17 protein-coding genes are annotated in these 22,081 nt (G+C 38.7%); 9 read left to right on the top strand and 8 right to left on the bottom strand.

The features are described from left to right. The first annotated feature begins 300 nt into the window (after positions 1-300). Positions 301-687, top strand: a complete 387-nt coding sequence (locus tag A33Q_RS05560) for a hypothetical protein (RefSeq protein ID WP_009032525.1) — start codon at positions 301-303, stop codon at positions 685-687. 147 nt (positions 688-834) lie between these two features. Here the strand turns inward: A33Q_RS05560 and A33Q_RS05565 are convergent, their stop codons facing one another. From A33Q_RS05565 to A33Q_RS05575, 3 genes are read right to left on the bottom strand one after another with little or no spacing between them, the layout of a single operon-like run. Next, positions 835-1,392, bottom strand: a complete 558-nt coding sequence (locus A33Q_RS05565; protein ID WP_009032526.1) for a GNAT family N-acetyltransferase — start codon at positions 1,390-1,392, stop codon at positions 835-837. 12 nt (positions 1,393-1,404) lie between these two features. Further along, a complete protein-coding gene (locus tag A33Q_RS05570) occupies positions 1,405-2,832 on the bottom strand; it encodes a sensor histidine kinase (protein WP_235062775.1) in 1,428 nt (475 codons plus the stop codon). Further along, complete coding sequence (locus A33Q_RS05575) at positions 2,750-4,138, bottom strand: sigma-54-dependent transcriptional regulator (protein ID WP_009032528.1); 1,389 nt, start codon at positions 4,136-4,138, stop codon at positions 2,750-2,752. The genes A33Q_RS05570 and A33Q_RS05575 overlap by 83 nt, the downstream gene beginning before the upstream one ends. Positions 4,139-4,534: 396 nt before the next feature. Between A33Q_RS05575 and A33Q_RS05585 the strand changes: the two genes are divergently transcribed. From A33Q_RS05585 to A33Q_RS05605, 5 genes are all read left to right on the top strand, one after another. Then, positions 4,535-5,785, top strand: a complete 1,251-nt coding sequence (locus A33Q_RS05585; protein ID WP_009032530.1) for an efflux RND transporter periplasmic adaptor subunit — start codon at positions 4,535-4,537, stop codon at positions 5,783-5,785. A gap of 153 nt (positions 5,786-5,938) precedes the next feature. Further along, positions 5,939-6,637 (top strand): ABC transporter ATP-binding protein, encoded by a 699-nt coding sequence (locus A33Q_RS05590; protein ID WP_040490083.1) that lies wholly within the window; start codon positions 5,939-5,941, stop codon positions 6,635-6,637. 323 nt (positions 6,638-6,960) lie between these two features. Further along, complete coding sequence (locus tag A33Q_RS05595; protein WP_009032532.1) at positions 6,961-9,327, top strand: ABC transporter permease; 2,367 nt, start codon at positions 6,961-6,963, stop codon at positions 9,325-9,327. 213 nt (positions 9,328-9,540) lie between these two features. Next, complete coding sequence (locus A33Q_RS05600; protein WP_009032533.1) at positions 9,541-10,329, top strand: PhzF family phenazine biosynthesis protein; 789 nt, start codon at positions 9,541-9,543, stop codon at positions 10,327-10,329. A 93-nt stretch (positions 10,330-10,422) separates the two neighbouring features. Next, the gene (locus A33Q_RS05605; protein WP_009032534.1) at positions 10,423-10,668 is read left to right on the top strand and encodes a hypothetical protein; all 246 of its coding nucleotides are present in this window, start codon (positions 10,423-10,425) and stop codon (positions 10,666-10,668) included. Between the two features lie 43 nt (positions 10,669-10,711). On the opposite strand, the gene A33Q_RS05610 is transcribed toward A33Q_RS05605, so the two are convergent. The 4 genes from A33Q_RS05610 to A33Q_RS05625 all read right to left on the bottom strand — a co-directional run bounded on the left by A33Q_RS05610 (position 10,712) and on the right by A33Q_RS05625 (position 17,595). Continuing rightward, complete coding sequence (locus A33Q_RS05610) at positions 10,712-11,791, bottom strand: 3-oxoacyl-ACP synthase III family protein (protein ID WP_009032535.1); 1,080 nt, start codon at positions 11,789-11,791, stop codon at positions 10,712-10,714. A gap of 196 nt (positions 11,792-11,987) precedes the next feature. Further along, positions 11,988-15,227: a S41 family peptidase gene (locus tag A33Q_RS05615; protein ID WP_009032536.1), complete on the bottom strand. Its 3,240-nt coding sequence runs from the start codon at positions 15,225-15,227 to the stop codon at positions 11,988-11,990. A 56-nt stretch (positions 15,228-15,283) separates the two neighbouring features. After that, entirely contained in the window at positions 15,284-16,507 is a 1,224-nt protein-coding gene (locus A33Q_RS05620; protein WP_009032537.1) for an NRAMP family divalent metal transporter, read from the bottom strand. Beyond that, on the bottom strand, positions 16,504-17,595 hold the full coding sequence (locus A33Q_RS05625) for a DUF2891 domain-containing protein (RefSeq protein ID WP_009032538.1): 1,092 nt from the start codon (positions 17,593-17,595) through the stop codon (positions 16,504-16,506). Before A33Q_RS05625 ends, A33Q_RS05620 begins: the two co-directional genes overlap by 4 nt. Before the next feature lie 120 nt (positions 17,596-17,715). On the opposite strand from A33Q_RS05625, the gene A33Q_RS05630 reads away from it, so the two are divergent. From A33Q_RS05630 to A33Q_RS05640, 3 genes are read left to right on the top strand one after another with little or no spacing between them, the layout of a single operon-like run. After that, positions 17,716-19,251 carry a helicase HerA-like domain-containing protein gene (locus A33Q_RS05630; RefSeq protein WP_009032539.1) on the top strand — a complete coding sequence of 512 codons (1,536 nt, stop codon included), beginning with the start codon at positions 17,716-17,718 and terminating at the stop codon, positions 19,249-19,251. Positions 19,252-19,256: 5 nt separating this feature from the next. Beyond that, positions 19,257-20,471, top strand: coding sequence for a BaiN/RdsA family NAD(P)/FAD-dependent oxidoreductase (locus A33Q_RS05635; protein ID WP_009032540.1), 1,215 nt, complete (start codon positions 19,257-19,259; stop codon positions 20,469-20,471). 6 nt (positions 20,472-20,477) lie between these two features. Beyond that, positions 20,478-20,843: a hypothetical protein gene (locus A33Q_RS05640; RefSeq protein ID WP_009032541.1), complete on the top strand. Its 366-nt coding sequence runs from the start codon at positions 20,478-20,480 to the stop codon at positions 20,841-20,843. A gap of 7 nt (positions 20,844-20,850) precedes the next feature. Here A33Q_RS05640 and gap read toward each other — a convergent pair whose 3' ends face one another. Beyond that, complete coding sequence (gene gap, locus A33Q_RS05645) at positions 20,851-21,843, bottom strand: type I glyceraldehyde-3-phosphate dehydrogenase (RefSeq protein WP_009032542.1); 993 nt, start codon at positions 21,841-21,843, stop codon at positions 20,851-20,853. Between the last annotated feature and the right edge of the window lie 238 nt (positions 21,844-22,081).

Genomic DNA, 22,081 nt, shown 5'->3' on the forward strand with positions numbered 1-22,081 from the left:
ACGTAAAAATAGTAATAATGATAAAATAAATAATACAATTTAAAAGATAAATTTTCCCTCATATTTTTATCTAATACACGATATTTTATAAAATACTTTTTTGAAGGATGCTACTACAAAAATCTGGCTTTGAAAGGGTAAAAAAGCTAAAAAGCAAATTGGTGAAAAATTAAACTTATAATAGAAATAATCTGGATATCAGGTAAAAATTTCATAACATATTCTGTATAAGTCATTGAATCCCTTGATATTTTATAAACTAATCTCTAATTTTATTTAAAGTTCTAAATTTTAGTTGACATGAAGCATCTTATTTTAGTAACCCTTTTGTTTGTCAAATTTCAAACGGTTTCAGCTCAAAGTCCAATAGAGGAGTTTTTACAAAAAATAGAACCTTTAATTGTTAAGGAAGGATTCTATCATCCTGACTGGGAAATTTCAAATTACTATAAGTTCCCCAATAAGACTTCTTACACCATGCAATACACCAAAGGTCATGTTGCAATTCATCCTATTTCAGGTCTAATGACAGATTACTCTGAGGGGAAAATCTTCGACCCTGAACTGAACATAGGAATTAATGCCAAAACCGGAGTCATGGTGAATTTGACCAATGGAAAGGAATATCAGCTCAAGGATTTTATAAAAAAGGGAGATGGATTTGGCCCGAAGTTTATATTGCCATAAAGGGTGCTTCAATTTTTTGAGATAACCTGAAAAGTTATATTATGAATCAATAGTTACTGATTATCGATGCTCAGCATTAAAAGTTCATGTTTACTTTTATTTACTTATATGGCACAAAGAAAATCATTTAAGAAGCAGTAAAAAATATCATTCATTCCAATCCCAAAGTACAATACTCCACTCTTCCGGCAGTTCATCCACAAACTGATGAATGTCTTTAAAACCTATTCTCTCATGAGCTTTGATGGACCTTCTATTTCTAAGAGCGATTTCTGTGATGGCAAATTGAAAATTAGGACTATGGACCTCCTTGTAGAATGTGTAAGCTTTATCCAATAAACCCATGCCTCTATAATCTTTGTCTACACAAACTTGACCTATTACAATATACTGATATTCTGACACTTTTATTCCTTTATATAGAATTTGGTTAAATTGCTCAAACATAGGTTTCAAGACAGGAATATCCTCTTTACTTTCCGTAGTCATTGCCAAAATATAAGCAATAACTTTACTTCCATCTTTTACAATGATATGGGGAGCTATCCTATTCATTTTTTCCAAATCAGCCATGCGGTGACCTACAGTAACAAAACCGTCTTCAATGGATTGGAGGGACAGTTCGTGATTGGCTCTTTGGAGCTGTAAGATGCCCAGTAACTCTTCTGGAGTTTCTGCTGCTTTAATTATATAGTTATTTTCCATTTATTAAAAATATTATCCAAACCTAAGTGTAAAAATTGTTTTATCACCAAGTTTTGACTCCACTTCCAAACTTCCCTTGTGAAGATTCATAATTTGTCTTGAAATCGCTAAACCAATACCACTTCCTGTTTTTTTGGTCGTGAAAAAAGGTACAAAAACCCGCTCCATAGCTTCAGGAACAATTCCTTCACCATGATCAATGACATGGATAAATGGAATGGATTGACTGTCCGTTCCAGCTTCCAGAATTATTTCATTTTTAGTTGATTTGTCCATTGCTTCCTTTGCATTTTTTACCAGATTGATCAAGATCATTTGGATCAAATCATGATCAGCTAAAAGTTCCAAATCTATTGGATTAACTGATGCGATCAATTTGATATTTGATTTTTGCATTTCCTCCTTCATCAGCACACAAATATTCTCCAAAAGATCTTTGGCCAAAAACCTTTTCAGAACAGGTGCTGGGATATTGGTGTAATCACGGTAAGCATTCACAAAATCTACCAAACCTGCACTTCTTTTCGAAATTGTTTCCAAACCTTCGGACAAATCCAAAAAACTGTCCTTTTCAAGATGTAGCCTCCCATCTTCCGATTCCTCAGTATCTTCTTCCAAAATAATGCCCAATGAATTGGCCAAGCTGGCAATTGGAGTCATGGAATTCATGATTTCATGCCGTAGCACCTTTGTTAGGTTTTGCCATGCTTCCAATTCATTTTTTTGCAGTTCCGATTTGATATTTTGAAAAGAAAGTAAAGTCCAGCTATTTCCTTCCATTTTGAAAGCAGCAGATTGCACATTTAAGTGCAGCTCTGAGTTAATCCTAATAGAAAACGAGCCTCCTGGCTTCAGTGCAAGCACTCTTTTTAAAAGGTCCACAGAAAGCTTTCCCAAATCGTGAATGTCTTTGAATTGAGGAATCTGAAGTAGCTGCTTAGCCACCCCATTGATCACACCGATTTTCCCACTGCTATCAAAAGAAATTATACCGGTATTGATATGCTGAATCATAATCTGCAAAAACAGCATTTGCTCTTCTTTTTCAGCCCTTGTCTTTTTGAAAGCCTCTATAACCTCATTGAAAGACATATTCATTTCCTTAAACGAGTTGCCCAGTTTGCTATCTTGTGTAAAAGTGGAAGAAAAATCTGAATAGCGGATTGATTCTAAAAATCTTGTGATTTTTCTATTGGTGGTAGTAGCATAGGAAATCAGGTTTACGGTCAATAGGAGGATCACCCATACAAAGACTAAAATCTGTATGATAGGCAATTCCTGAAAGTAAAAATAAGCACCCAAACAGGTAAAGAATAGAATCAAAGCTACCCTTATGATTACTCCAATGGTAAAATTTCTAAAGCCCATATCTTTCCAACCTTCTGTATAAAGAGGAGCGGGTAAGTCCCAGTTCTTCTGCTGCCCGGGTAATATGTCCATTGTGCTTTTGCAATGCTTTCCTGATCAGAATTTTTTCTACATCCTCAATATTCAGGTGATCCAAACTTACCATTTCTTCTTGTTTTTCAGGAGCTAATTGTTTTTGCATAAAAAGATCCTCGGGCTGAAGTACGGAATGCGTTGTCATGATGACAGCCCTTTCTATGCTGTGTTGCAATTCTCTGATATTTCCCGGCCAATGGTATTTCTGCATTCTTTTGATTAAAGCCTCTCCGGCCTTACGAATGTCTTTGTTGTACTTTTTTGAATATAATTCAATAAAGTGATTGGCCAACAATGGTATGTCTTCCATTCTGTCTCTCAAAGGAGGAAGCGTAACCTCTATAGTATTGATTCTATAGAGTAAATCCTGTCGGAAAGAATTTTCATATACCATGTTGTGAATAGGCATATTGGTAGCTGAAATCAACCTGATATTGACTGGAGTAGCTTTATTGGCTCCAACTCTTGTGACTTCTCTATTTTGAAGCGCGGCTAAGAGTTTTGACTGGAGAGCGAGAGGAAGATTTCCAATCTCATCCAAAAATAGGGTTCCTTTATTGGCTTGTTCAAAACGACCAGCCCTATCTTCCTTGGCATCTGTAAAGGAGCCTCGCTTGTGACCAAACAATTCCGACTCAAAAAGGGTAGGAGTGATTGATCCTAAATCTACCCCCACAAAGGCCTCCTTATGTCGCTTCGAATGTCTGTGTATGGCTCTTGCGATCAATTCTTTTCCAGTACCGTTCTCTCCCAAAATCAATACATTGGCATCTGTACCCGCAACTCTTTCAATAGTTTCAAAAACCTTCACCATTGGAGCACTTTGACCGATAATATCCTTGAATTTGCTGTCTATGTCCTGATAGAGCTGCTGCTGTTGATTTTTAAGTTGGGAAATTTCTAACTTGGATTGTCTCAGCTGTAAGGCAGAATTCAATGTTGCCAAAAGCTTCTCATTTTCCCAAGGTTTGAGAACAAAATCTGTGGCTCCTTCTTTTATAGCTTTTACAGCTGTATTGACATCACCATAAGCCGTTATTAATACCACTACTGCAGAAGAATCCAATTCCAGTATTCTATCCAACCAATAAAACCCTTCCTGTCCACTGCTAACATCTTTGGTGAAATTCATATCCAATAGAATCACATCGTATTGCTCATTGACAATCAACACAGGAAGTAAACCGGGATTGGTTTCTGTGTCCACTTGTCCAAAATGTCTTTTAAGGAAAATTTTGGCAGCTCTCAATAAATCCTCGTTATCATCGACAATCAGGATCTTTCCGTTTTTTTGTTCTTTCATTGATGGATATGATATATGTTTTTAAAAAGAAGCGAAAGATTAGAAGCAAGAGGCAGAAATCCAGAACTTAGGTTCAGGATTTTCCAATATTCTTTGCTGACTGATCATTATACATTAAACCTAATTTCCAAAACCTGTACCGAAATGACACAACCGGACAAAGATTCGGTCAAAACGGGCAATGAAGTGAATTTAGCCTATTTTTAGATTGTAATGAATAGCTGAATTTTTGAGAGGCTGTGTTCCATTTCATGATTTTTGGTCGCTAGCGGACAATTTTGTACGAAAAATTTATCCTTATTTTCTTCATAAGGCCTTTTTAGCCTGTTTTGACCTGTTTTGTTCGTGGCATATAAATTGGCAAATGAGGAACATCGAATAATCGAGTTATAAAAAATGGATAGAAAAATCAAGAAAAAGACCTGGACGCCTAAGTTTATCGCAATGATAGCAGGGGGAATATTATTGGTAAGCTTTATTGTGTACCAATTGGTATTCGCCGATTCCAGATCGACCATGAATGTCAACATGGAAAGAGTAACTATTGCAACAGTCAAAGAAGGGGAGTTTACTGACTATATTCCTGTAAGCGGAAATATCGAACCTGGAGAAACATTCTTTTTGGATGCCTTGGAAGGCGGTAATATTCAAAGAATAGTAAGAGAATCTGGTTCTTTTGTGGATGCAGGCGATACAATTCTTTTGCTGAACAATTCCAAACTGCAATTGGAAGTCATGGAAAGAGAGTCGGGACTTTACTTCCAAATCAACAACCTAAGGCAAGTGAGGTTACAACTTGATCAAAATGATCTGAGCCAGCAAGCTCAATTAGCTGAAATTGATTATCAAATAAGCCTTCTAAAGCCCCAATATGAAAGGTTTAAAGAATTGCATGATAAAAAACTGGTTTCTGACAGGGAATTTGAAGAAGTCAAAGAGCAATATGAATATAATGTCAAGCGTAGAAGACTGACTTATGAAGCTTACAGGAATGATTCTATTTCCAGAGCATCTCAAAAGAAACAGCTTTCTGACTCTGAAAGAAGAATGAATCAATCTCTTGATGGCGTAGGACATATACTTGATAACTTGGCTGTAAGAGCACCGATTACCGGGCAACTGTCCACTGAACAGTTGGAAGTTGGGCAATCTATCAGCCCTGGACAACGATACGGACAGATTGATATTCTGGACAAGTTTAAAGTAAGGGTTCAGATTGATGAACTTTATCTTCCGAGGGTATATACCGGGCTTAAAGGAACTTTCAATTTTTCCGGGTCAGGTTATGAGCTTGAGATTGGGAAGATTTATCCAAATGTGACAGCAGGAAGGTTTGAAGTGGATATGTTTTTTACAGATCAGGTTCCTTCCGGTATCCGTAGGGGGCAGACAGTTAGAATCAGGCTGGAATTGGGAGAAAGTGAGCAGGCTGTATTACTTCCTACCGGAGGTTTTTATAAAGATACAGGAGGAAACTGGGTCTTTGTTGTCAATCAATCTACTGGAAAAGCTGAAAGAAGAAATATCAGGTTAGGCAGAAAAAACCCAGAATTCTATGAAGTTATAGAAGGCCTCCAAGCCGGAGAAAAAGTAATCGTCAGCGGTTATGAGAATTTTGGCAAGAATGAGGTGCTTAATTTAAAATGAGACGTTAGATATGAGATATGAGAAGCGAGAATCAAGAAGCGAGTGTTCAATTTAAAGGGGCAATCTGAAACTTTAGCTTTTCTTCTCCAAGGACAACAAAAAGAAATAAAATCTAAAAACCTACAATCTAAAATATACAATCCTTATACAACCATGGAAAACATCATCAAAACCGTAAATCTTAAGAAGCTTTACACCACAGAAGAAGTAGAAACCACAGCACTCGATGATATCAATATTGAAATCAAAAAGGGTGAATTTGTAGCCATTATGGGCCCTTCCGGATGCGGGAAATCCACCTTGCTCAATATCATAGGCCTTTTGGACAATCCTGATTCAGGACAATACCACTTTATTGACAATGAAGTAGCTCAATATTCAGAAAGGCAACGCTCTCAATTGAGAAAAGGGAATATAGGGTTTGTGTTCCAGAGCTTTAATCTGATCGATGAATTAACCTGTTACGAAAACGTGGAGCTTCCTCTATTGTATTTGAAAACTCCTGCGGATGAAAGAAAAAGAAGGGTTGAGGAAGTACTGACCAGAATGAACATCATGCATAGAAAAGATCACTTTCCGCAGCAATTGTCAGGTGGACAGCAACAGCGTGTGGCTATTGCAAGGGCAATTGTGGCCAAGCCTTCAGTCATCTTGGCTGATGAACCTACAGGAAACCTTGATTCTGCCAATGGTGAAGAAGTGATGAGGCTTTTGGAAGAGCTGAACAATGAAGGAACTACTATCGTGATGGTAACCCACTCTCCTCATGACGCCAATTATGCCCATAGAATCATCAACCTCTTTGATGGAAAAGTGGTGACTGAAAATATCAGAGAGCAATTTCATATTTGATAGAAATTCAGAGGATAGAAATAAGTTTAAAGCAATATTGATATTGAGGTTAGATTATATCCACACAGATATATGCCTTCCGTTATAAATTGATATAAGCCTCCGGCGATATAAAAACCTAGCATCAATGCGAGTTGCTTGCCTTATGAAAGTACCTGAATGAATGAAATATAGAACTTTTCGTCAACTTGAATAAATAAAACCAATTCAATTTTAATTTGACGAATACCCCAATGTTTGGGAGAGTCCAATTTCGATCTTCCTTTTTAGCATCTAATCTCTATTACCCATCTTCTTTACATCCCAGTTTCTACTCCACAACTATGTTCTCCAACTATCTCAAAATCGCGCTCAGAGGATTTGCCAAGCATAAATTGACATTTTTCATTAATTTGTTTGGATTATCATTAGGCTTATGGGCCACCTTATCCATTGGATTATGGGTAAATAGTGAAATGACCATGAACAGGTCCTTTCCTGAAATAGACCAGGTTTACAGGATAATGGAGCACCAAAGCTATGGCTCTGAAATCTTCACCACCACATCTACTCCTGGCATTCTTGCTCCTGCTTTAAAAGAGGAGTTTCCTGAAGTAGAGTTATCAGCTTGCTATTCATGGAATCAATCAGGCTTGTTTATCCATGACGAAAATAAGCTGAATCTCAATGGATTTTATGCTCAACCGGATTACTTACATATCATGCAATATGAAATTTTGCATGGAGATAGAAATCAGGCACTGACAGAAGTAAGTCATATTGTATTGAGTAAAGAAGCTGCTATTAAGCTTTTTGGGAAAACCGATGTCATCGGAGAGTCTGTTACTTTCAAAGAAACAGAAGAGGATACAGAGTTTAAGGTTATGGCCGTGTTAGAAACCCCTGCTGAAAACGTAAGCGGAAATTTCGACTTTATACTTCCATTTGATTTTTGGTTTGAGAAACCTTACAACGGCTGGCTCAAACAGTGGGGAAATAATGGCCCAAATACTCTTGTAAAACTGAATCAGAATGCCGATTGGGAGAACTTCTCTGCGAGTATAGAAAATTTTATTTCGGAGAAAAATGAAGGCAGTAATGTAAGATTATTTGCTTACCCTCAAGCTGAATTGTATCTGAGAGGGAAATTTGTAGATGGTAAACTGGCCGGTGGAAAAATTGAATACGTAAGGTTATTTGGAATAATCGGACTTTTCGTCCTTATCATTGCCTGTATCAATTTCATGAATCTTTCTACTGCGAAATCCCAAAAAAGAGCCAAAGAAGTAGGAGTAAGAAAAGTAGTAGGAGCGGACCGAAAGGGTCTTATCCAACAATTCCTTGCTGAATCAATTATCCTTACAGTATTTGCAGGGCTTTTTGCCCTCTTGTTGGTGGAATTGACATTGCCGGTTTTCAATAACCTCACCGGCAAGTCCATGAGTGTTCCTTATGGCAATGGGATAGCCTGGCTTTACCTATTAGGGATACTTCTAGTGACAGGGATAATTGCGGGAAGCTATCCTGCTTTCTACCTTTCAGCCACTAAAGTGGTTTCGGTATTCCGAAATCTGACAAGGTCCGGCAAAGGTGTTGTAATGGCAAGAAAAGGCTTGGTATTATTTCAGTTTATTCTCGCTACCATGTTGATTGTAGCCACCATTGTAGTATTCAGACAAATTGATTATACACTCAACAAAGATTTAGGTTACGATAAAGAACAGTTGCTTATTGTTAATTTGGAAGGTAGGCTATTCAATAATTTTGAAGCCTACAAAACTCAATTGGAGCTTTTGCCGGGAGTTCAGCTAGCAAGTAGGGCAACGCATACTTTATTGGGCAGAAATTCCAACACAGGCTCGGTAAGATGGGAGGGAAAAGACCCCGATTTTACAGCATTGTTTGAAATCATGAATGTGGACTATGATTTTCTGGAAACAACAGGAATCAAGTTGGTCCAGGGAGATGATTTTTCCCGTGACAGAATCAGTGATTCAAGCAATGCTGTTTTGTTGAATAAACGGGCTTATGAACTGATGTCGAAGGACAATCCCGAAATAAGCACTTTCTCTTGGAATGGTGACCAAAGAATTCTTGGGGTAGTTGAAGATTTTCACTTCCAAAGTTTACACCAAGGGATGGAACCGGCCATCATCAATCTGGACCCAAGCTTTGCATCCAGAGCCTTCATCAGGTTAAACTCGGGGAATATTCAACAAACGTTAGCCGAAATCCAAAATGTCACGGAGAATTTTGAGCCATTCTTTCCGTTTGATTATAGTTTTATGGATGAAAATTACGCTCGAATGTATGAAGAGGATGTAAGGACAAAAGAATTGGCAAAATATTTCAGCATTCTTTGTATTCTAATCTCCTGTTTGGGTTTATTGGGTCTATCAGCACATATTGCTGAACAAAAAACAAAAGAAATAGGCATCAGAAAAGTCCTTGGAGCCTCGACATTCTCTATCCTGAATGTGATCAACAGGGAATTTATTACGATTGTAGGTATATCAATTTTGATCGGATCAGCTATAGCTTATTGGTTGATGCAGGATTGGCTTTCAAGTTATGCTTACCGCATAGATTTCGAGTGGTGGTTTATAGTCCTGGCAGCTGGAATCATCCTCTTTATTGCTTACATGACTGTGACCTTGCAAGCACTCAAGGCTTCTAAAGTAAACCCTGTAAACTCATTGAAATCTGAATAATATTCAAAAACCGGAGAAAGCCGGTTTTTTATCCATATATTTTAGAATTCTCTTCAATGGCCTTAACACATAACAATTGCTGAGGATTGGTCTCAAAAAATTGCTATATTTAGTCATGATTGTGAATAAAATGAAGGATATGCGAAATATAACGCTTCAAAATTAAAATCAAAGCCACATTCAAATACTATTGAACTATCATGAACTTTGAAAATGGAATTTAAGATATATCAAATCGATGCATTTGCTGAGCAGGTGTTTGGAGGAAACCCGGCTGCAGTTGTTCCACTGACTGAATGGTTGACTGACGACTTGATGCAGAAAATCGCCATGGAAAATAACCTTTCTGAAACAGCTTTCTACATCAAAGAAAGCGATAGGGTTCTGATTCGTTGGTTCACTCCAGGTATAGAAGTCGACCTTTGTGGGCATGCTACTTTAGCAAGTGCCCACGTACTTTTTGAGCATGAAGGTTTTGAAGGAGATCAAATTTCATTTTTTTCACCTAGAAGTGGGGACTTGTCGGTTAGTAGGAGTTCAGATGGCTTTTTACAACTTGATTTTCCAAAAGATGAACTTGAAAAAATTGAACTTGCTCCTTGGTTGAGCGCACCCTTTCAGCCAGTTCCTTTGGAAGCTTATAAGGGAAAGTCGGATATTATTCTGATTTTCGATAATGAGCAACAAATCAAAACCTTACATTACGATTTGCATAAGATTTCTCAGATCAGATCCAGAGGTGTAATTGTTACTGCTCCTGGCGACGAAGTGGATTTTGTTTCCAGATTTTTTGGCCCTTTAGTAGGTGTGCCCGAAGACCCGGTTACCGGATCTGCTCATACAAGCCTTACCCCTCTATGGGCTGAAAAACTTGGAAAAAATAAGCTTTTTGCACATCAGGTATCACATAGAGGAGGAAAACTAGTCTGTGAATTGGCTGGAAATAGGGTCAAAATCAGTGGAAAGGCAATCACTTATTTGATGGGTACATTTTTTTTATAAATATTTTAACAAAAAACTACAGGATATAGGTAACAAGTCAGAAGGATAATGGATTTGGGTTTGATTTTATTTTCAACCTAATCATTATCTTTTATGAAAAACCCAACAAATTCCGAATTGAGACAGTCTATCAGTTCCCAAAAACTAAATGGAAAGGCTGTCATTTTATGTGAGTCAAATCTTGCTTCGCTCTTCCTGCGCATTGGACAGAAGGCACTACTTATTTTTATTATAGCTTCAATGTTTTCATTAAGTGCCTGTGAACAAGAGGAAAGCAATCCACCGGTAAATAATGAACCCGAGCCAAAGGGAAATATCCTAGTCAAAATGCGCTCTTAAGACTTAAAGTTCGAAATACCGGACTTTTATCAAAAAGCATTGTTTATGGCACCAAATAAACAAATGCGTTGACATTCATCCCGGCACCTACAGATGCAAAAACGATATGATCGCCTGAAGAAATCTGATGCCCACTCAGCTCATTTTTCACTATCATGTCATAGAGAATTGGGACGGTAGCGACTGAATTATTTCCCAACTTGGAAATAGTCATAGGCATGATTTCTTCTGATTTGACACCACTGATTCCGGCGAGCTTGAATACCCGTTGAATAATGGCTTCGTCCATTTTGGCATTAGCCTGATGGATCAGTACTTTCTTGATTTTTTTGAACGGAATTCCTGATTTTTCGATAGTGTCCACTACAAGTTGCGGCACGGTATTCAATGCATATTCATATAACTTTCTCCCATTCATCTTCATGAACAAGGTATTATCCTCAAAATTTGGATGGTATGACACACCCATCTTCAAATAGTGTGCTTCTGAATAAGTGTCTGACCTGGTTTTGTGTGCAAGAATTCCAACAGGCTTTTCTGAATTTTTAGCTTCCACTACAACAGCACCGGCACCATCAGAATAAATCATGCTATCTATGTCATGAGGATCTGCAATTCTCGATAGGCTTTCTGCGCCGATTACCAATACACAATTGGCATCCCCTGATTTGATAAAATAATCAGCCTGAATCACGCCCTGTACCCATCCAGGACATCCAAATGGCAAATCATAAGCAACACAATAAGGGTTTTTGATTTTGAGCAAATGTTTGATCCTTGAAGCTAATGCAGGTACCAGATCAGACTTTTTATTATCGTGAAGGATATCTCCGAAGTTGTGGGCACAGATGATGTAATCAAGTTTTTCAGGATCTATTCCAGAAGCTTTAATGGCCTGATCAGCAGCAAAGTAACCCATATCTGAGGTATTATATTCTTTGCTTAAATATCTTCTTTCCTGTATATCAGTGATTTCCTGAAGCTTATTGACAATATCTTCATTTGACTTTGGCAAATCTTCACCTTTTTCATTAACAAAGTGATTTTTTAGAAAATCTTGATTTTTGACTACTATTTCAGGAATATACTTGCCTGATCCTGTAATAACAGAATATACGCTCATAAATAAGTGGCTTGGTGATTATACTTTGAATTTGAAAAGTAATGATAAATATTTAATCATTTGAGATAAGAATTGAAAAAATAGCAATCAATAAAGGGATTTTTACCGTCCAAACGAAAATCACACCAATTAGATGAACTGAGTATGCAAATAGAAAAGCCGGCATTTCCGGTGCCGGCTTGTTCTGGTTTTACAATCAATCTCTTTTTTCAGGTCTAAAATATCTTATTGGTGCCTTTGGTTCAGGTTTTAATTCCACCCCCTGTGTTTCCAATAGTTGCAATGCCTCTTGAACCGACTTTTCAAGTTGAGGATCATGGCCATCAATCACCAATTTGGGCAATTGCTCTACCTCAATGTCAGGAGCCACCCCAACGCCTTCCACAGCCCATTCCCCATCTATATCAAAAAATCCACCGCGTGGAGCAACCATTCTTCCTCCATCTATAAAAGGAGGGGTATCCCATGTTCCTACCAAACCTCCCCATGTCTGGGTACCGATCAATGGGCCGATTTCCATTTTGCTGAAAAGGTAGGGGAGAAGGTCTCCACCAGATCCAGCCCGCTCATTGATCAGCATAACTTTTGGTCCCCAGATTCCTGCCATTGGCGTGGTGAAAGGTCTTCTGTCACTTGCTCTTGAATTGAAATAGCCATGGAGCTCCCTGGCCATGATATCTACCATATAATCTGCAGCGGAGCCGCCGCCATTATTTCGTTCATCAATGACAGCACCTTTTTTATCCTGTTGTGCAAAGTAATAGCGGTTGAAATAGGTATATCCAGGCTGTCCCGTATTAGGAATGTAAACATAAGCAAGTTTGCCTTCTGATAACTGATCCACTTTTCTTCGGTTGCCTTCCACCCAATCCATCATTCTCAAACTGTTTTCATTGGCAATTGGTACCACTGTGATCAATTTTGAGCCTTCTATTTCGGCTTTGCTATTGACCCGGAGACGAATTTGTTGATCAACTGTATTTTCAAAATACATAAAGAAGTTTTCATCAGCATTTATAGCTCTGCCATTGACCTCCAAAATGTAATCTCCCTCTTTTATTTCTAGTCCAGGCATCGCCAAAGGAGCTTTGATAGAGGGGTTCCAACTTTCACCATTATAAATTTTTGAAATTCTGTACCGTCCATTTTCCTGCTTATAATCAGCACCCAAAAGTCCAATAGGAACAGATTTGATCGAAGGGAAATCTCCTCCTGATGTGTAGCTATGTCCTACTGCTACCTCTCCTCCCAAAATATCAATTACATAATTCATGTCCGTCCTGTGTTTGACATGGTCAACCCAAGGAAGGTACCATTCATAGATCTCATCCCAAGGTGCTCCGTGCACATTGTCCACATACAAAAAATCCCTCTGGTAGCGCCAGCCTTCACGGTAAATCTGTTTCCACTCTTCTTGGGGATTGACTTTAATCTTAAAACCTGAAAGTGCTTTCAAGGAACCATCTCCAGCTTTTTTTGTCCCACCGTCGGTTTCCACTATTCCCCAATTCCCATTGGCTTGATAAAGCAATGACTTTCTGTCCTGGGAGACTGCAGCTGTGCTGATTCCTTCGAGAAATACTTCTGATTTTTTTCCCTTGAAATTGTACCTGTGAAGTTTCAGCCCTGATTCATTGGGAACATTTTCCGTATAGAAAACATGGCCCTCAGGACCTGAATACAAAGCTGTATAATTCCTCGCTGGAATATCTACGGCAACAATTCTTTGATCCAAGCCTTCTTCGTCGATGAGGACCTGAACATTCTTGTCCTCTTTTTTATCTCCTTTTTTATCCTCTTTTTCTACTTCCTCATCACTCTCCGGTAGAAATGGAGATTTCCCGTTTTTACTTAAAACCACTGCATAAAGGCTCCTATTGATAGGTCTATCGTATGAACTCATGTCCAGCCAACCTGTATTCAGTCCGAAATCAGTACTGGCCAAGAAATAGAGGTACTCCCCTTTGCTATCCCAAATTGGGGAAATTGCATCCGCCATTCCATCTGTCACTTGGATTTTCTGATTGGTCTCCACATGGTGTACAAATATCGCTTTGAATTGATTATCCAAAAGTCTGGAATAAGCGACCCATTTTCCATCTGGTGACCATTCAGGATTGAGGGAACGATTTGGGTGGGCAAAGCGATCAGTATCTAAAATCCTGGAATTACCATTGCTTACATTGACCAACCACAAATTGTAATCTGTATCTGTAAAGGAAATGTATTTGCCATCGGCAGACCATACAGGTTTGAAATAAAACGAATTGTTGGGAAGTTTGATTTCTCTGGCGGCTTTGAGACCTTCCTGATCGCTGATCATCAACTGATATTCTCCTGAAATATCTGAAAACCATGCAATTTGCTGTCCATCAGGCGACCAAACAGGCGCTCTTTCAGCAGCAGAAGAACTATTAGTAAGGTTACGGGCGTTCCCTTTTTCCTTAGGTACAGTAATGACTTCTCCTCTATATTCGAATAGCGCCCTTTGGCCACTAGGGGATAGAGATGCATTCATGAGGCTTCTTGAATTAACATCAACCCATCTTTCTCTTGCCCAATGGAAATCACCTTTGACATGAATTTCCAACTGCTTAGTTTCCCCGCTTGCAGGATTTAGAATGTGAAGAAACCCTCCTTGTTCATAGACGACTTCTTCTCCATTGGAGTCAAGATTTTTTACATCAAAATCTGTATGAAAGGTCTCCTGTCTGAGTTCTTCAGTCTGCGGATGATATGACCAGATATTATTGGCAAAATCAAGTTCTGATAAGAAAAACACCTTCTCTCCATGCCAAATTGGCTGGGTATGTCGCTCATTATCTGACCTTGGGGTCATTTTGAGAGAAAAATCTTCCAAGTCTACTATCCATATTGGTTTGGCTTGACCACCGCGGTAATTTCTCCACTCGGGATCCCAAAAAGCAATCTGCTGATAGGCAATGTATTTTGAATCATTGGAAATTCCCCCATTGACTGCACGAGGAATAGGAAGTGCTTCTTCCATTCCCCCTTCTAAAGAGATTTTATAGAATTTTGATTCTTTAGTTGGCACATTTTCTCTAGCTGACGAAAACAGAATATTTTTTCCGTCAGGAGTCCAACCGGTAACCAAATCAGGTCCTGGATGCCAGGTAAGCCGTCTGGGCTCTCCACCTTCTGTAGGAATGACGTAAACGTCTGTATTTCCATCATATTGGGCAGTAAAAGCAATGTGTTTGCCATCAGGTGAAAAATGGGGCAATTGCTCCATTCCTTCATTGGTGGTCAATCTGATGGCATCACCACCGTTTTTGTCCACTCTCCACAAGTCATTGGCATGGACAAATACGATGTATTGATCCGATATACTTGGCTCCCTGAGCAATTGTGTACCTTGACCAATTACCAAAGGACTGTAAAGGAATATTAATAATAGCTGTATAATCGATTTCATAGGGTTTATATATTTTTAGTAGGTTAATTTAATTAATTATTTTTCTTAAAATTGGTTTAAATCCAGCCCATGACTTTTCCGATACTCATTCCACCTAATAGTAAGGTGATAATCCAAACTCCAATACCGAAAAAATTTACAACTAAAGTATTACTTTGTTTATTCATCAGAGAAGATTTATTTGCCAACCATAGAATGTAGGCGCTCAGTAATGGAAGCAATAAACCATTCGCAAATTGGGCCAGATTGATCAATTGGACAGGTTTGATTCCCAAAGAGGCAAATAGCAATCCCAATCCCAATATGCCAGTGATACACCAACGCATTGGGGATTGATTCAATTCAGCAGACCAGCCAAAGATTCCGGTCACTACGAAGGCACCCGCCAAAGGAGCTGTGATGGCTGAAGTAATACCGGCCGCAAATAAACCAAAACCCATAAAATATTTGGCCAACGCACCCAATAAGGGTTCAATTCCTACTGCCAATTCTAAAGCCGAGTTGATTTGCTGAACCCCACTTCCTGCTGCAGTAATTACTATTGCTATGGAAACCAAGCCTCCCAAAACAACAGAAACAACCGTGTCTAACCTTACAGCACCCAAATCTTTTATTGTATGCCATTTCTTTGCTACCAAGGATGAATGTAAAAATAAATTGTAGGGTACTACTGTTGTCCCTATTAAAGCCACAATTTGGAGAATGTTGTTCTGGTCTATTCTTGGTATGAAACCTTGAAAAATTATCCTTATTGAAGGACGGACTAAGGCTGCATTGATCAGAAAAGCAAGACTCATCAATATCACCAAAACTGTCAAAACCTTTGTGATTTTCTGATAGGTACCCTTTATTAATAAAATCCATGCTGCAAGCCCTATCATCAGATTCATTACGTTGATTTGAAGTTTTCGATACTCAATAACAGGAACCTGAAAAAAGAGATCTAACCCCATAACTCCACCACTGATATTTCCTGCCTCATAGGCTGCATTCCCAAGAACTATTGCGGTCAAGATCAACAATAAGGAAAAATAACGGAAAGGCCCTTTTCTTAGTGTTTGGGAAATCACACCGGCAAGGCCGTTTTGACTAACCAACCCGATTCTTGCAGCCATTTCCTGTAAGGAAACCGTTGCAATTATAGAAAGCCCAAGAGCCCAAAGAAGGTCCAAACCAAAATTCACACCGGCCAAGCTACATACGGTGACTGTACCCGGTCCAATAAAAGCAGCAGCTACCAGTGGTCCCGGTCCAATATATTTGCTGATAATTCTTTTCATTGACTTTGCTGCAGGGCATAGATGGCGAAACTTCCCAGCCAATGCGTTCCTTCATAATTGTCATCTACGATAGAAGGCAATGAGTACATGACATGCTCATTGGCAATCCCCGTGAGGTGCCCATAATCTTCCGGAAAGCTCTTGATCAATCCATAAAGTACCCAAGCACGACTGAAGTTGAGGCCATCTAAATGAACCAATTTACCATCTGTGCGGTCGCTTACCTCTCCTGGAGCCAAAGAAAAATTATCATTGCTAAGCTCTGGCATAAACCCATCCAGCCAAACCAAAAAATCTTTGGCAGGCATTACTTTTCTCATAATATCCAGCTCTTGAAAACAAGGTGAAAGAAAGTCAAATCCGCTGGGTTCCCATCCTAAAGGACAATTTCTATCTTGCTCAAACCAATGATAAGCCCTTTTCCTGATCAATTCTGCCAATTGTTTGTGATTTGCGCTCAAGGCATAATCATAAGCTAGGGAAAGTCCAAAAGCTATGTTACTATGTTCACCCACGCGAATAGGATATATTAATTTAGGTAAAAAGTCCAGATACTTTTCCACCATCAAATCAGTCAAAGGCTGTAAATTTGCTTCAAGTTCTCTTGCCATAGGATCATCCCACATTAAGAGTTCTTCTGCCAATTTCAATACCCAAGCCCAGCCATAAGTTCTTTCAAAACTGCTGTTTTGGGGCATGTAAAAATAGGCGACTTCCTGCTCTATATTATCTTTGCTTAAGTTTTGAGTAAGCTTTGATTTGATTAAGTCTGAATTCTCCAAGTCAGGAAATTGTCTTAACAAGCTAACCAGCATCCAATGACCATGAACACTTGAATGCCAGTCAAAACATCCGTAAAAAGCAGGATGCAAAGCTTTTGGGCCTTTCAAAAAGGATTCATCTTCCAATGTTTGGTTCAATTTATTGGGATATTCTACCTGCATACAATGAAGTGGAAGTTTGGAAAGCCGGTTAGCTTCCTCCAAGCTGAGCTTTACAGGTTGAGGAATTGCTTGTTGTCCAAAACAAAATTGGAATTGCATCACAAGACCTAAAAAGAAAAAGGGTAGCAGGAATAGATTTTTCATGAGGGTAGATTAAGAAATTTGAAGTTAAGGGATAAATCCACTTTTTAAAAATAGAAATCCTTACTTTTGAAGTAGCACCTTCATGCTTTTAAAAACCAGTTTTTACCAATTATTGATCCTATGGACAAAATTGAAGACTTTAAGTCCCACCTTGAACAAGGTTACAATTTCAAAGGCCAATCCATTATTCTGGGAACAGGGATTTTGGATCTTGAACCTATAAAAGAAGCACAGATTAAAATTCCATTGAAAACCATGAATAGGCATGGCTTGATTGCAGGAGCCACAGGGACCGGCAAAACCAAAACCCTACAGGTAATCGCAGAACAACTTTCTCTCAATGGAGTTCCTTCGGTGTTGATGGATCTCAAAGGGGATCTTTCCGGATTAGCGCAGGCGGGTACTTTCAACAGTCAAATTGAGAAGCGTTCCCAACTAATAGGAATAGACTACGAGGGTATAGGCTTACCGGTGGAACTGATGTCTATCAGTGATGAAAAGGGGGTAAAGCTCAAAGCTACAGTTTCAGAATTTGGGCCGGTATTGATGTCCCAGATTCTTGAACTTAATGATACTCAACGTGGTGTAATGGCTCTTGTTTTTAGATACTGCGACATAAACCACCTTCCTTTATTGGACCTAAGGGATCTCAAAAAAGTGCTTCAGTTTGTGATCAATGAAGGAAAGGATGAAATAAACAAAGAGTTTGGTGCTGTTTCGTCTGCAACCGTAAACACCATCATGCGGAAAATCCTTGAATTGGAACAGCAAGGTGCAGAGAATTTTTTTGGAGAATTATCTTTCGAAGTCAACGATTTTGTCAGAAATGTCAATGGCAGGGGAGTAGTTTCCATTATAAGATTGACCGATATTCAAAACCGCCCCAAACTTTTTTCAACATTTATGTTGAGTCTGCTTTCAGAAATTTATGAAACTTTTCCAGAACAGGGGGATTCAGAAAAACCTAAGTTATGTCTATTTATTGATGAAGCACATTTGGTTTTTTCGAATGCCTCCAAAGATCTTATCGACAAAATAGAAGCCATCGTCAAACTTATCAGGTCAAAAGGAGTAGGGGTTTATTTTTGTACCCAAACCCCTACGGATGTTCCTGAAAGGATTCTTGGGCAATTGGGTCTTAAAATACAACATGCCTTGCGGGCCTTTACGGCCAAAGACAGGACAGCCATAAGAAGAACTGCAGAAAATTATCCTATTTCTGACTTTTACAAAACAGATGAAGTTTTGACATCGATGGGGATAGGGGAGGCACTTGTTACAGCTTTAAATGAAAAAGGGGTCCCGACTCCATTAGCGCATACATTATTGAGAGCACCTATTTCTAGAATGGATATTTTGACAGAACAAGAAATAGATCAGCTGGTTGGACGTTCGCATTTGGTAAACAAATACAATGTGACTATAGACCGGCAAAGCGCCTTTCACCTTCTGGATAAGAAAATTTCTGAGGCAGAAAAGTATACAGAAAGAGAGAATTCTAAGCCTCAAACTTCACAGAGAGGCCGACCCAAAAAGGAAACTACGCTTTTGGAAGACCTGAGCAAAAATACAATGATGAGACAATTGGGAAGAACAATTTTCCGAGAAGTCACAAGAGGTATAATGGGTTCTATTACTGGTAAAAAACGGAGATAAAAAAAGTGAGTAAATTAAAAATCGGTGTAATAGGCGCCGGAGCTGCCGGTTATTTTGCCGCAATCCATGCTTCTAACCCCCAAAATGAAGTTTTATTATTGGAAAAAACTTCCAAAACCCTTTCCAAGGTGAGAGTTTCAGGAGGTGGGCGATGCAATGTTACACATGATGCTTTGGAAGTTTCCAAACTTGTCAAAAACTACCCAAGAGGAGAAAAATTTCTAAAAAAGGTATTTCGACATTTTTCTGTTAAAGATACCATAGATTGGTTTGAAAGGAGAGGTGTGAAATTGAAAGTAGAGGCAGACGGCAGAATGTTCCCAGTTTCAAACAGTTCGCAATCTATAGTTGATGCTCTTGAAAGTGAAGCCATCAAAAAGGGAGTGAAGCTAATTCAAAGCTTCAATGTAAAAGAAATTCTTAAAGAGGATTCAGCATTTAGAATAAAAGATGGAAAAAGCGAGCTTATTTTTGATAAGGTAATCATCACCAGCGGAGGGAATTCCAAACTTGATGGTTTTGATTTTGTCAAAAATATGGGCCATCAAATAGTGCCTCCTGTTCCTTCGCTTTTCACCTTCAATACACCTCAAGAACCCATCAGAAAATTGATGGGGATCTCAGTGCCCAATGCCCATGTCAGGCTGGAAGGTACAAAACTGGCATACCAGGGTCCTTTATTGATTACCCATTGGGGAGTGAGCGGCCCAGCTGTATTAAAGCTATCTGCATTTGGCGCAAAATGGTTGTATGATCAGAATTATGATGCAAAAGCCCACATTCGATGGAATGCTGAACTCTCAGAAAATGAGCTGGTAGAACAATTAAAAAACTATAAAGGAAAACATCCTAAGAAGAAGATTTTTGGAAATCCTCTGTTCGGAATTCCAACCAGGCTTTGGGAACATCTGACATCACTTGCCGAAATTGATTCTGAGATGCTTTGGCTTAACATTTCAAAAAAATGTTTTAATAGATTGGTTCAGAATCTTTTTTGTTATATTGTTACCGTCAAAGGAAAAACAACATTTAAAGAGGAGTTTGTAACAGCTGGAGGCGTAGATTTAACTGAAGTAAATCCTGAAACAATGGAAAGCAGAATTGTGAAAAATCTGTTTTTTGCCGGCGAAGTATTGAATATAGATGGGATAACCGGAGGCTTTAATTTTCAAGCTGCATGGAGTACCGGATTTCTAGCTGGAAACAGTGTGAATTATTAATTTAGCATGCAACAATCACCACCTGTAAGTTTCGAAAAAATAGAAGAAATGACTGAGGGAGACGCTGAGTTCAAATCAGAGTTGATCACAGCAATATATTTTTCATTGCAGGAACTTAGAGAAAAATACATTGAAGGGGCGGAAAACCAGGACCCTGTAATAATTCAAGAAATTCGCCATAAGGTAAAACCTTCATTATCCTTATTTGATATGGTTCTCTTAAGTGATATCATACAGGATGGAAAAGAAATTATAGAATCACAAGGTTTCGATGAATCATTCATGGATCACTTTGACAAATTTTTGGATGCTGTACAAGATGCTATAGATTATGTCAGGCCCCATGTTGAAGGTATTGAAGATGGGGCCTGATTAATTTCTAGATTAATTGAATTAGGTCTACAAGCCTATTGGAATAACCTGCCTCGTTATCATACCATCCTACTATTTTCACCAGATTTCCTTTGGCAGAGGTCAACCCTGAATCAAAAATACATGAATGCGGGTTCCCAATGATATCAATGGATACAATTGGTTCATCGACATATTCCACAATCCCTTTTAATTCATTATTCGCTGCTTGGTAAAAAAGTCTATTGACTTCTTCTGTTGTTGTTTCCTTTTCCAGCTCTACAATCAAATCCGTCAAAGAACCGTCAGGCACAGGTACGCGCATAGCAGAAGCCTCGATTTTTCCTTTTAAATGCGGCAATACGATCTCCATAGCTTTGGCAGCATGGGTAGTGGTAGGGATGATGGAATAAGCCGCTGCTCTAGCTCTTCTCAAATCCCTATGAGGTGCATCATGCAGGTTTTGATCATTGGTATAGGAATGTACTGTGGAGACGAAACCTTTTACAATCCCAAAATGATCATCCAAAAGCTTTACCATAGGGGCAAGGCAATTGGTTGTACAAGATGCATTGGAAATGATATCCGATTCATTTTCCAACACTTCGTTGTTAACCCCCAACACAACTGTTGGCACATGATCATCTTTGGAAGGAGCGGTAATGATAACCTTTTTTGCTCCAGCTTTTAAATGCCCCTCTGCAAGTTCCCTTTCTGTAAATCTACCTGTTGATTCCAATACTATATCTATACCCAAATCTGCCCAAGGAATTCTTGAGGGATCTTTTTCTGCAAAAATTTTGATAGTCCTGCCCTTCGTTACAAGATTTCCATCTACTACTGATACTTTGTGCGGATACTTTCCATGAATAGAGTCATATTGTATAAGGTGGGCCAAGGTCTCAGGGTCTGTAAGGTCATTTACTGCGATCAGGTCCAGTCCATCTTTTTCCAAAATCAACTTGATGGCCAACCTGCCTATTCTGCCGCATCCATTCACGGCAATTCTTTTGTTATTCATGTGCTTATTTTGAATTTTTTATGTCTTATGAACTCCTGCAAACTGGATGAATATTTTTGTATGCCATGAATTGCTCACGTTAGATTTCATGTGATTGTGGGGACTGTTTTGTTGAACTGCGAAATTAATAAAGTTGTTAATTAATGACTAAAAATATTTTTCCGGCTAATTTTCAGAGTTTTGGAGAAGGAAACCAAATATTTTTTGGCTGTGTTTTGCATTGTAGATTTAAGCCTCT

Origin of the sequence: Indibacter alkaliphilus LW1, assembly GCF_000295935.2 — a bacterium.
GTDB lineage: Bacteria > Bacteroidota > Bacteroidia > Cytophagales > Cyclobacteriaceae > Indibacter > Indibacter alkaliphilus.

What these genes read in the sequence shown, in the direction of transcription:
- A33Q_RS05570 (WP_235062775.1), bottom strand. Translation starts at nt 2,832, where the DNA reads ATGGACATATTACCCGGGCAGCAGAAGAACTGGGACTTACCCGCTCCT.
- gap (WP_009032542.1), bottom strand. Translation starts at nt 21,843, where the DNA reads ATGAATAACAAAAGAATTGCCGTGAATGGATGCGGCAGAATAGGCAGG.
- A33Q_RS05600 (WP_009032533.1), top strand. Translation starts at nt 9,541, where the DNA reads ATGGAATTTAAGATATATCAAATCGATGCATTTGCTGAGCAGGTGTTT.
- A33Q_RS05575 (WP_009032528.1), bottom strand. Translation starts at nt 4,138, where the DNA reads ATGAAAGAACAAAAAAACGGAAAGATCCTGATTGTCGATGATAACGAG.
- A33Q_RS05590 (WP_040490083.1), top strand. Translation starts at nt 5,939, where the DNA reads ATGGAAAACATCATCAAAACCGTAAATCTTAAGAAGCTTTACACCACA.
- A33Q_RS05625 (WP_009032538.1), bottom strand. Translation starts at nt 17,595, where the DNA reads ATGAAAAATCTATTCCTGCTACCCTTTTTCTTTTTAGGTCTTGTGATG.
- A33Q_RS05560 (WP_009032525.1), top strand. Translation starts at nt 301, where the DNA reads ATGAAGCATCTTATTTTAGTAACCCTTTTGTTTGTCAAATTTCAAACG.
- A33Q_RS05595 (WP_009032532.1), top strand. Translation starts at nt 6,961, where the DNA reads ATGTTCTCCAACTATCTCAAAATCGCGCTCAGAGGATTTGCCAAGCAT.
- A33Q_RS05610 (WP_009032535.1), bottom strand. Translation starts at nt 11,791, where the DNA reads ATGAGCGTATATTCTGTTATTACAGGATCAGGCAAGTATATTCCTGAA.
- A33Q_RS05615 (WP_009032536.1), bottom strand. Translation starts at nt 15,227, where the DNA reads ATGAAATCGATTATACAGCTATTATTAATATTCCTTTACAGTCCTTTG.
- A33Q_RS05605 (WP_009032534.1), top strand. Translation starts at nt 10,423, where the DNA reads ATGAAAAACCCAACAAATTCCGAATTGAGACAGTCTATCAGTTCCCAA.
- A33Q_RS05585 (WP_009032530.1), top strand. Translation starts at nt 4,535, where the DNA reads ATGGATAGAAAAATCAAGAAAAAGACCTGGACGCCTAAGTTTATCGCA.
- A33Q_RS05640 (WP_009032541.1), top strand. Translation starts at nt 20,478, where the DNA reads ATGCAACAATCACCACCTGTAAGTTTCGAAAAAATAGAAGAAATGACT.
- A33Q_RS05630 (WP_009032539.1), top strand. Translation starts at nt 17,716, where the DNA reads ATGGACAAAATTGAAGACTTTAAGTCCCACCTTGAACAAGGTTACAAT.
- A33Q_RS05620 (WP_009032537.1), bottom strand. Translation starts at nt 16,507, where the DNA reads ATGAAAAGAATTATCAGCAAATATATTGGACCGGGACCACTGGTAGCT.
- A33Q_RS05565 (WP_009032526.1), bottom strand. Translation starts at nt 1,392, where the DNA reads ATGGAAAATAACTATATAATTAAAGCAGCAGAAACTCCAGAAGAGTTA.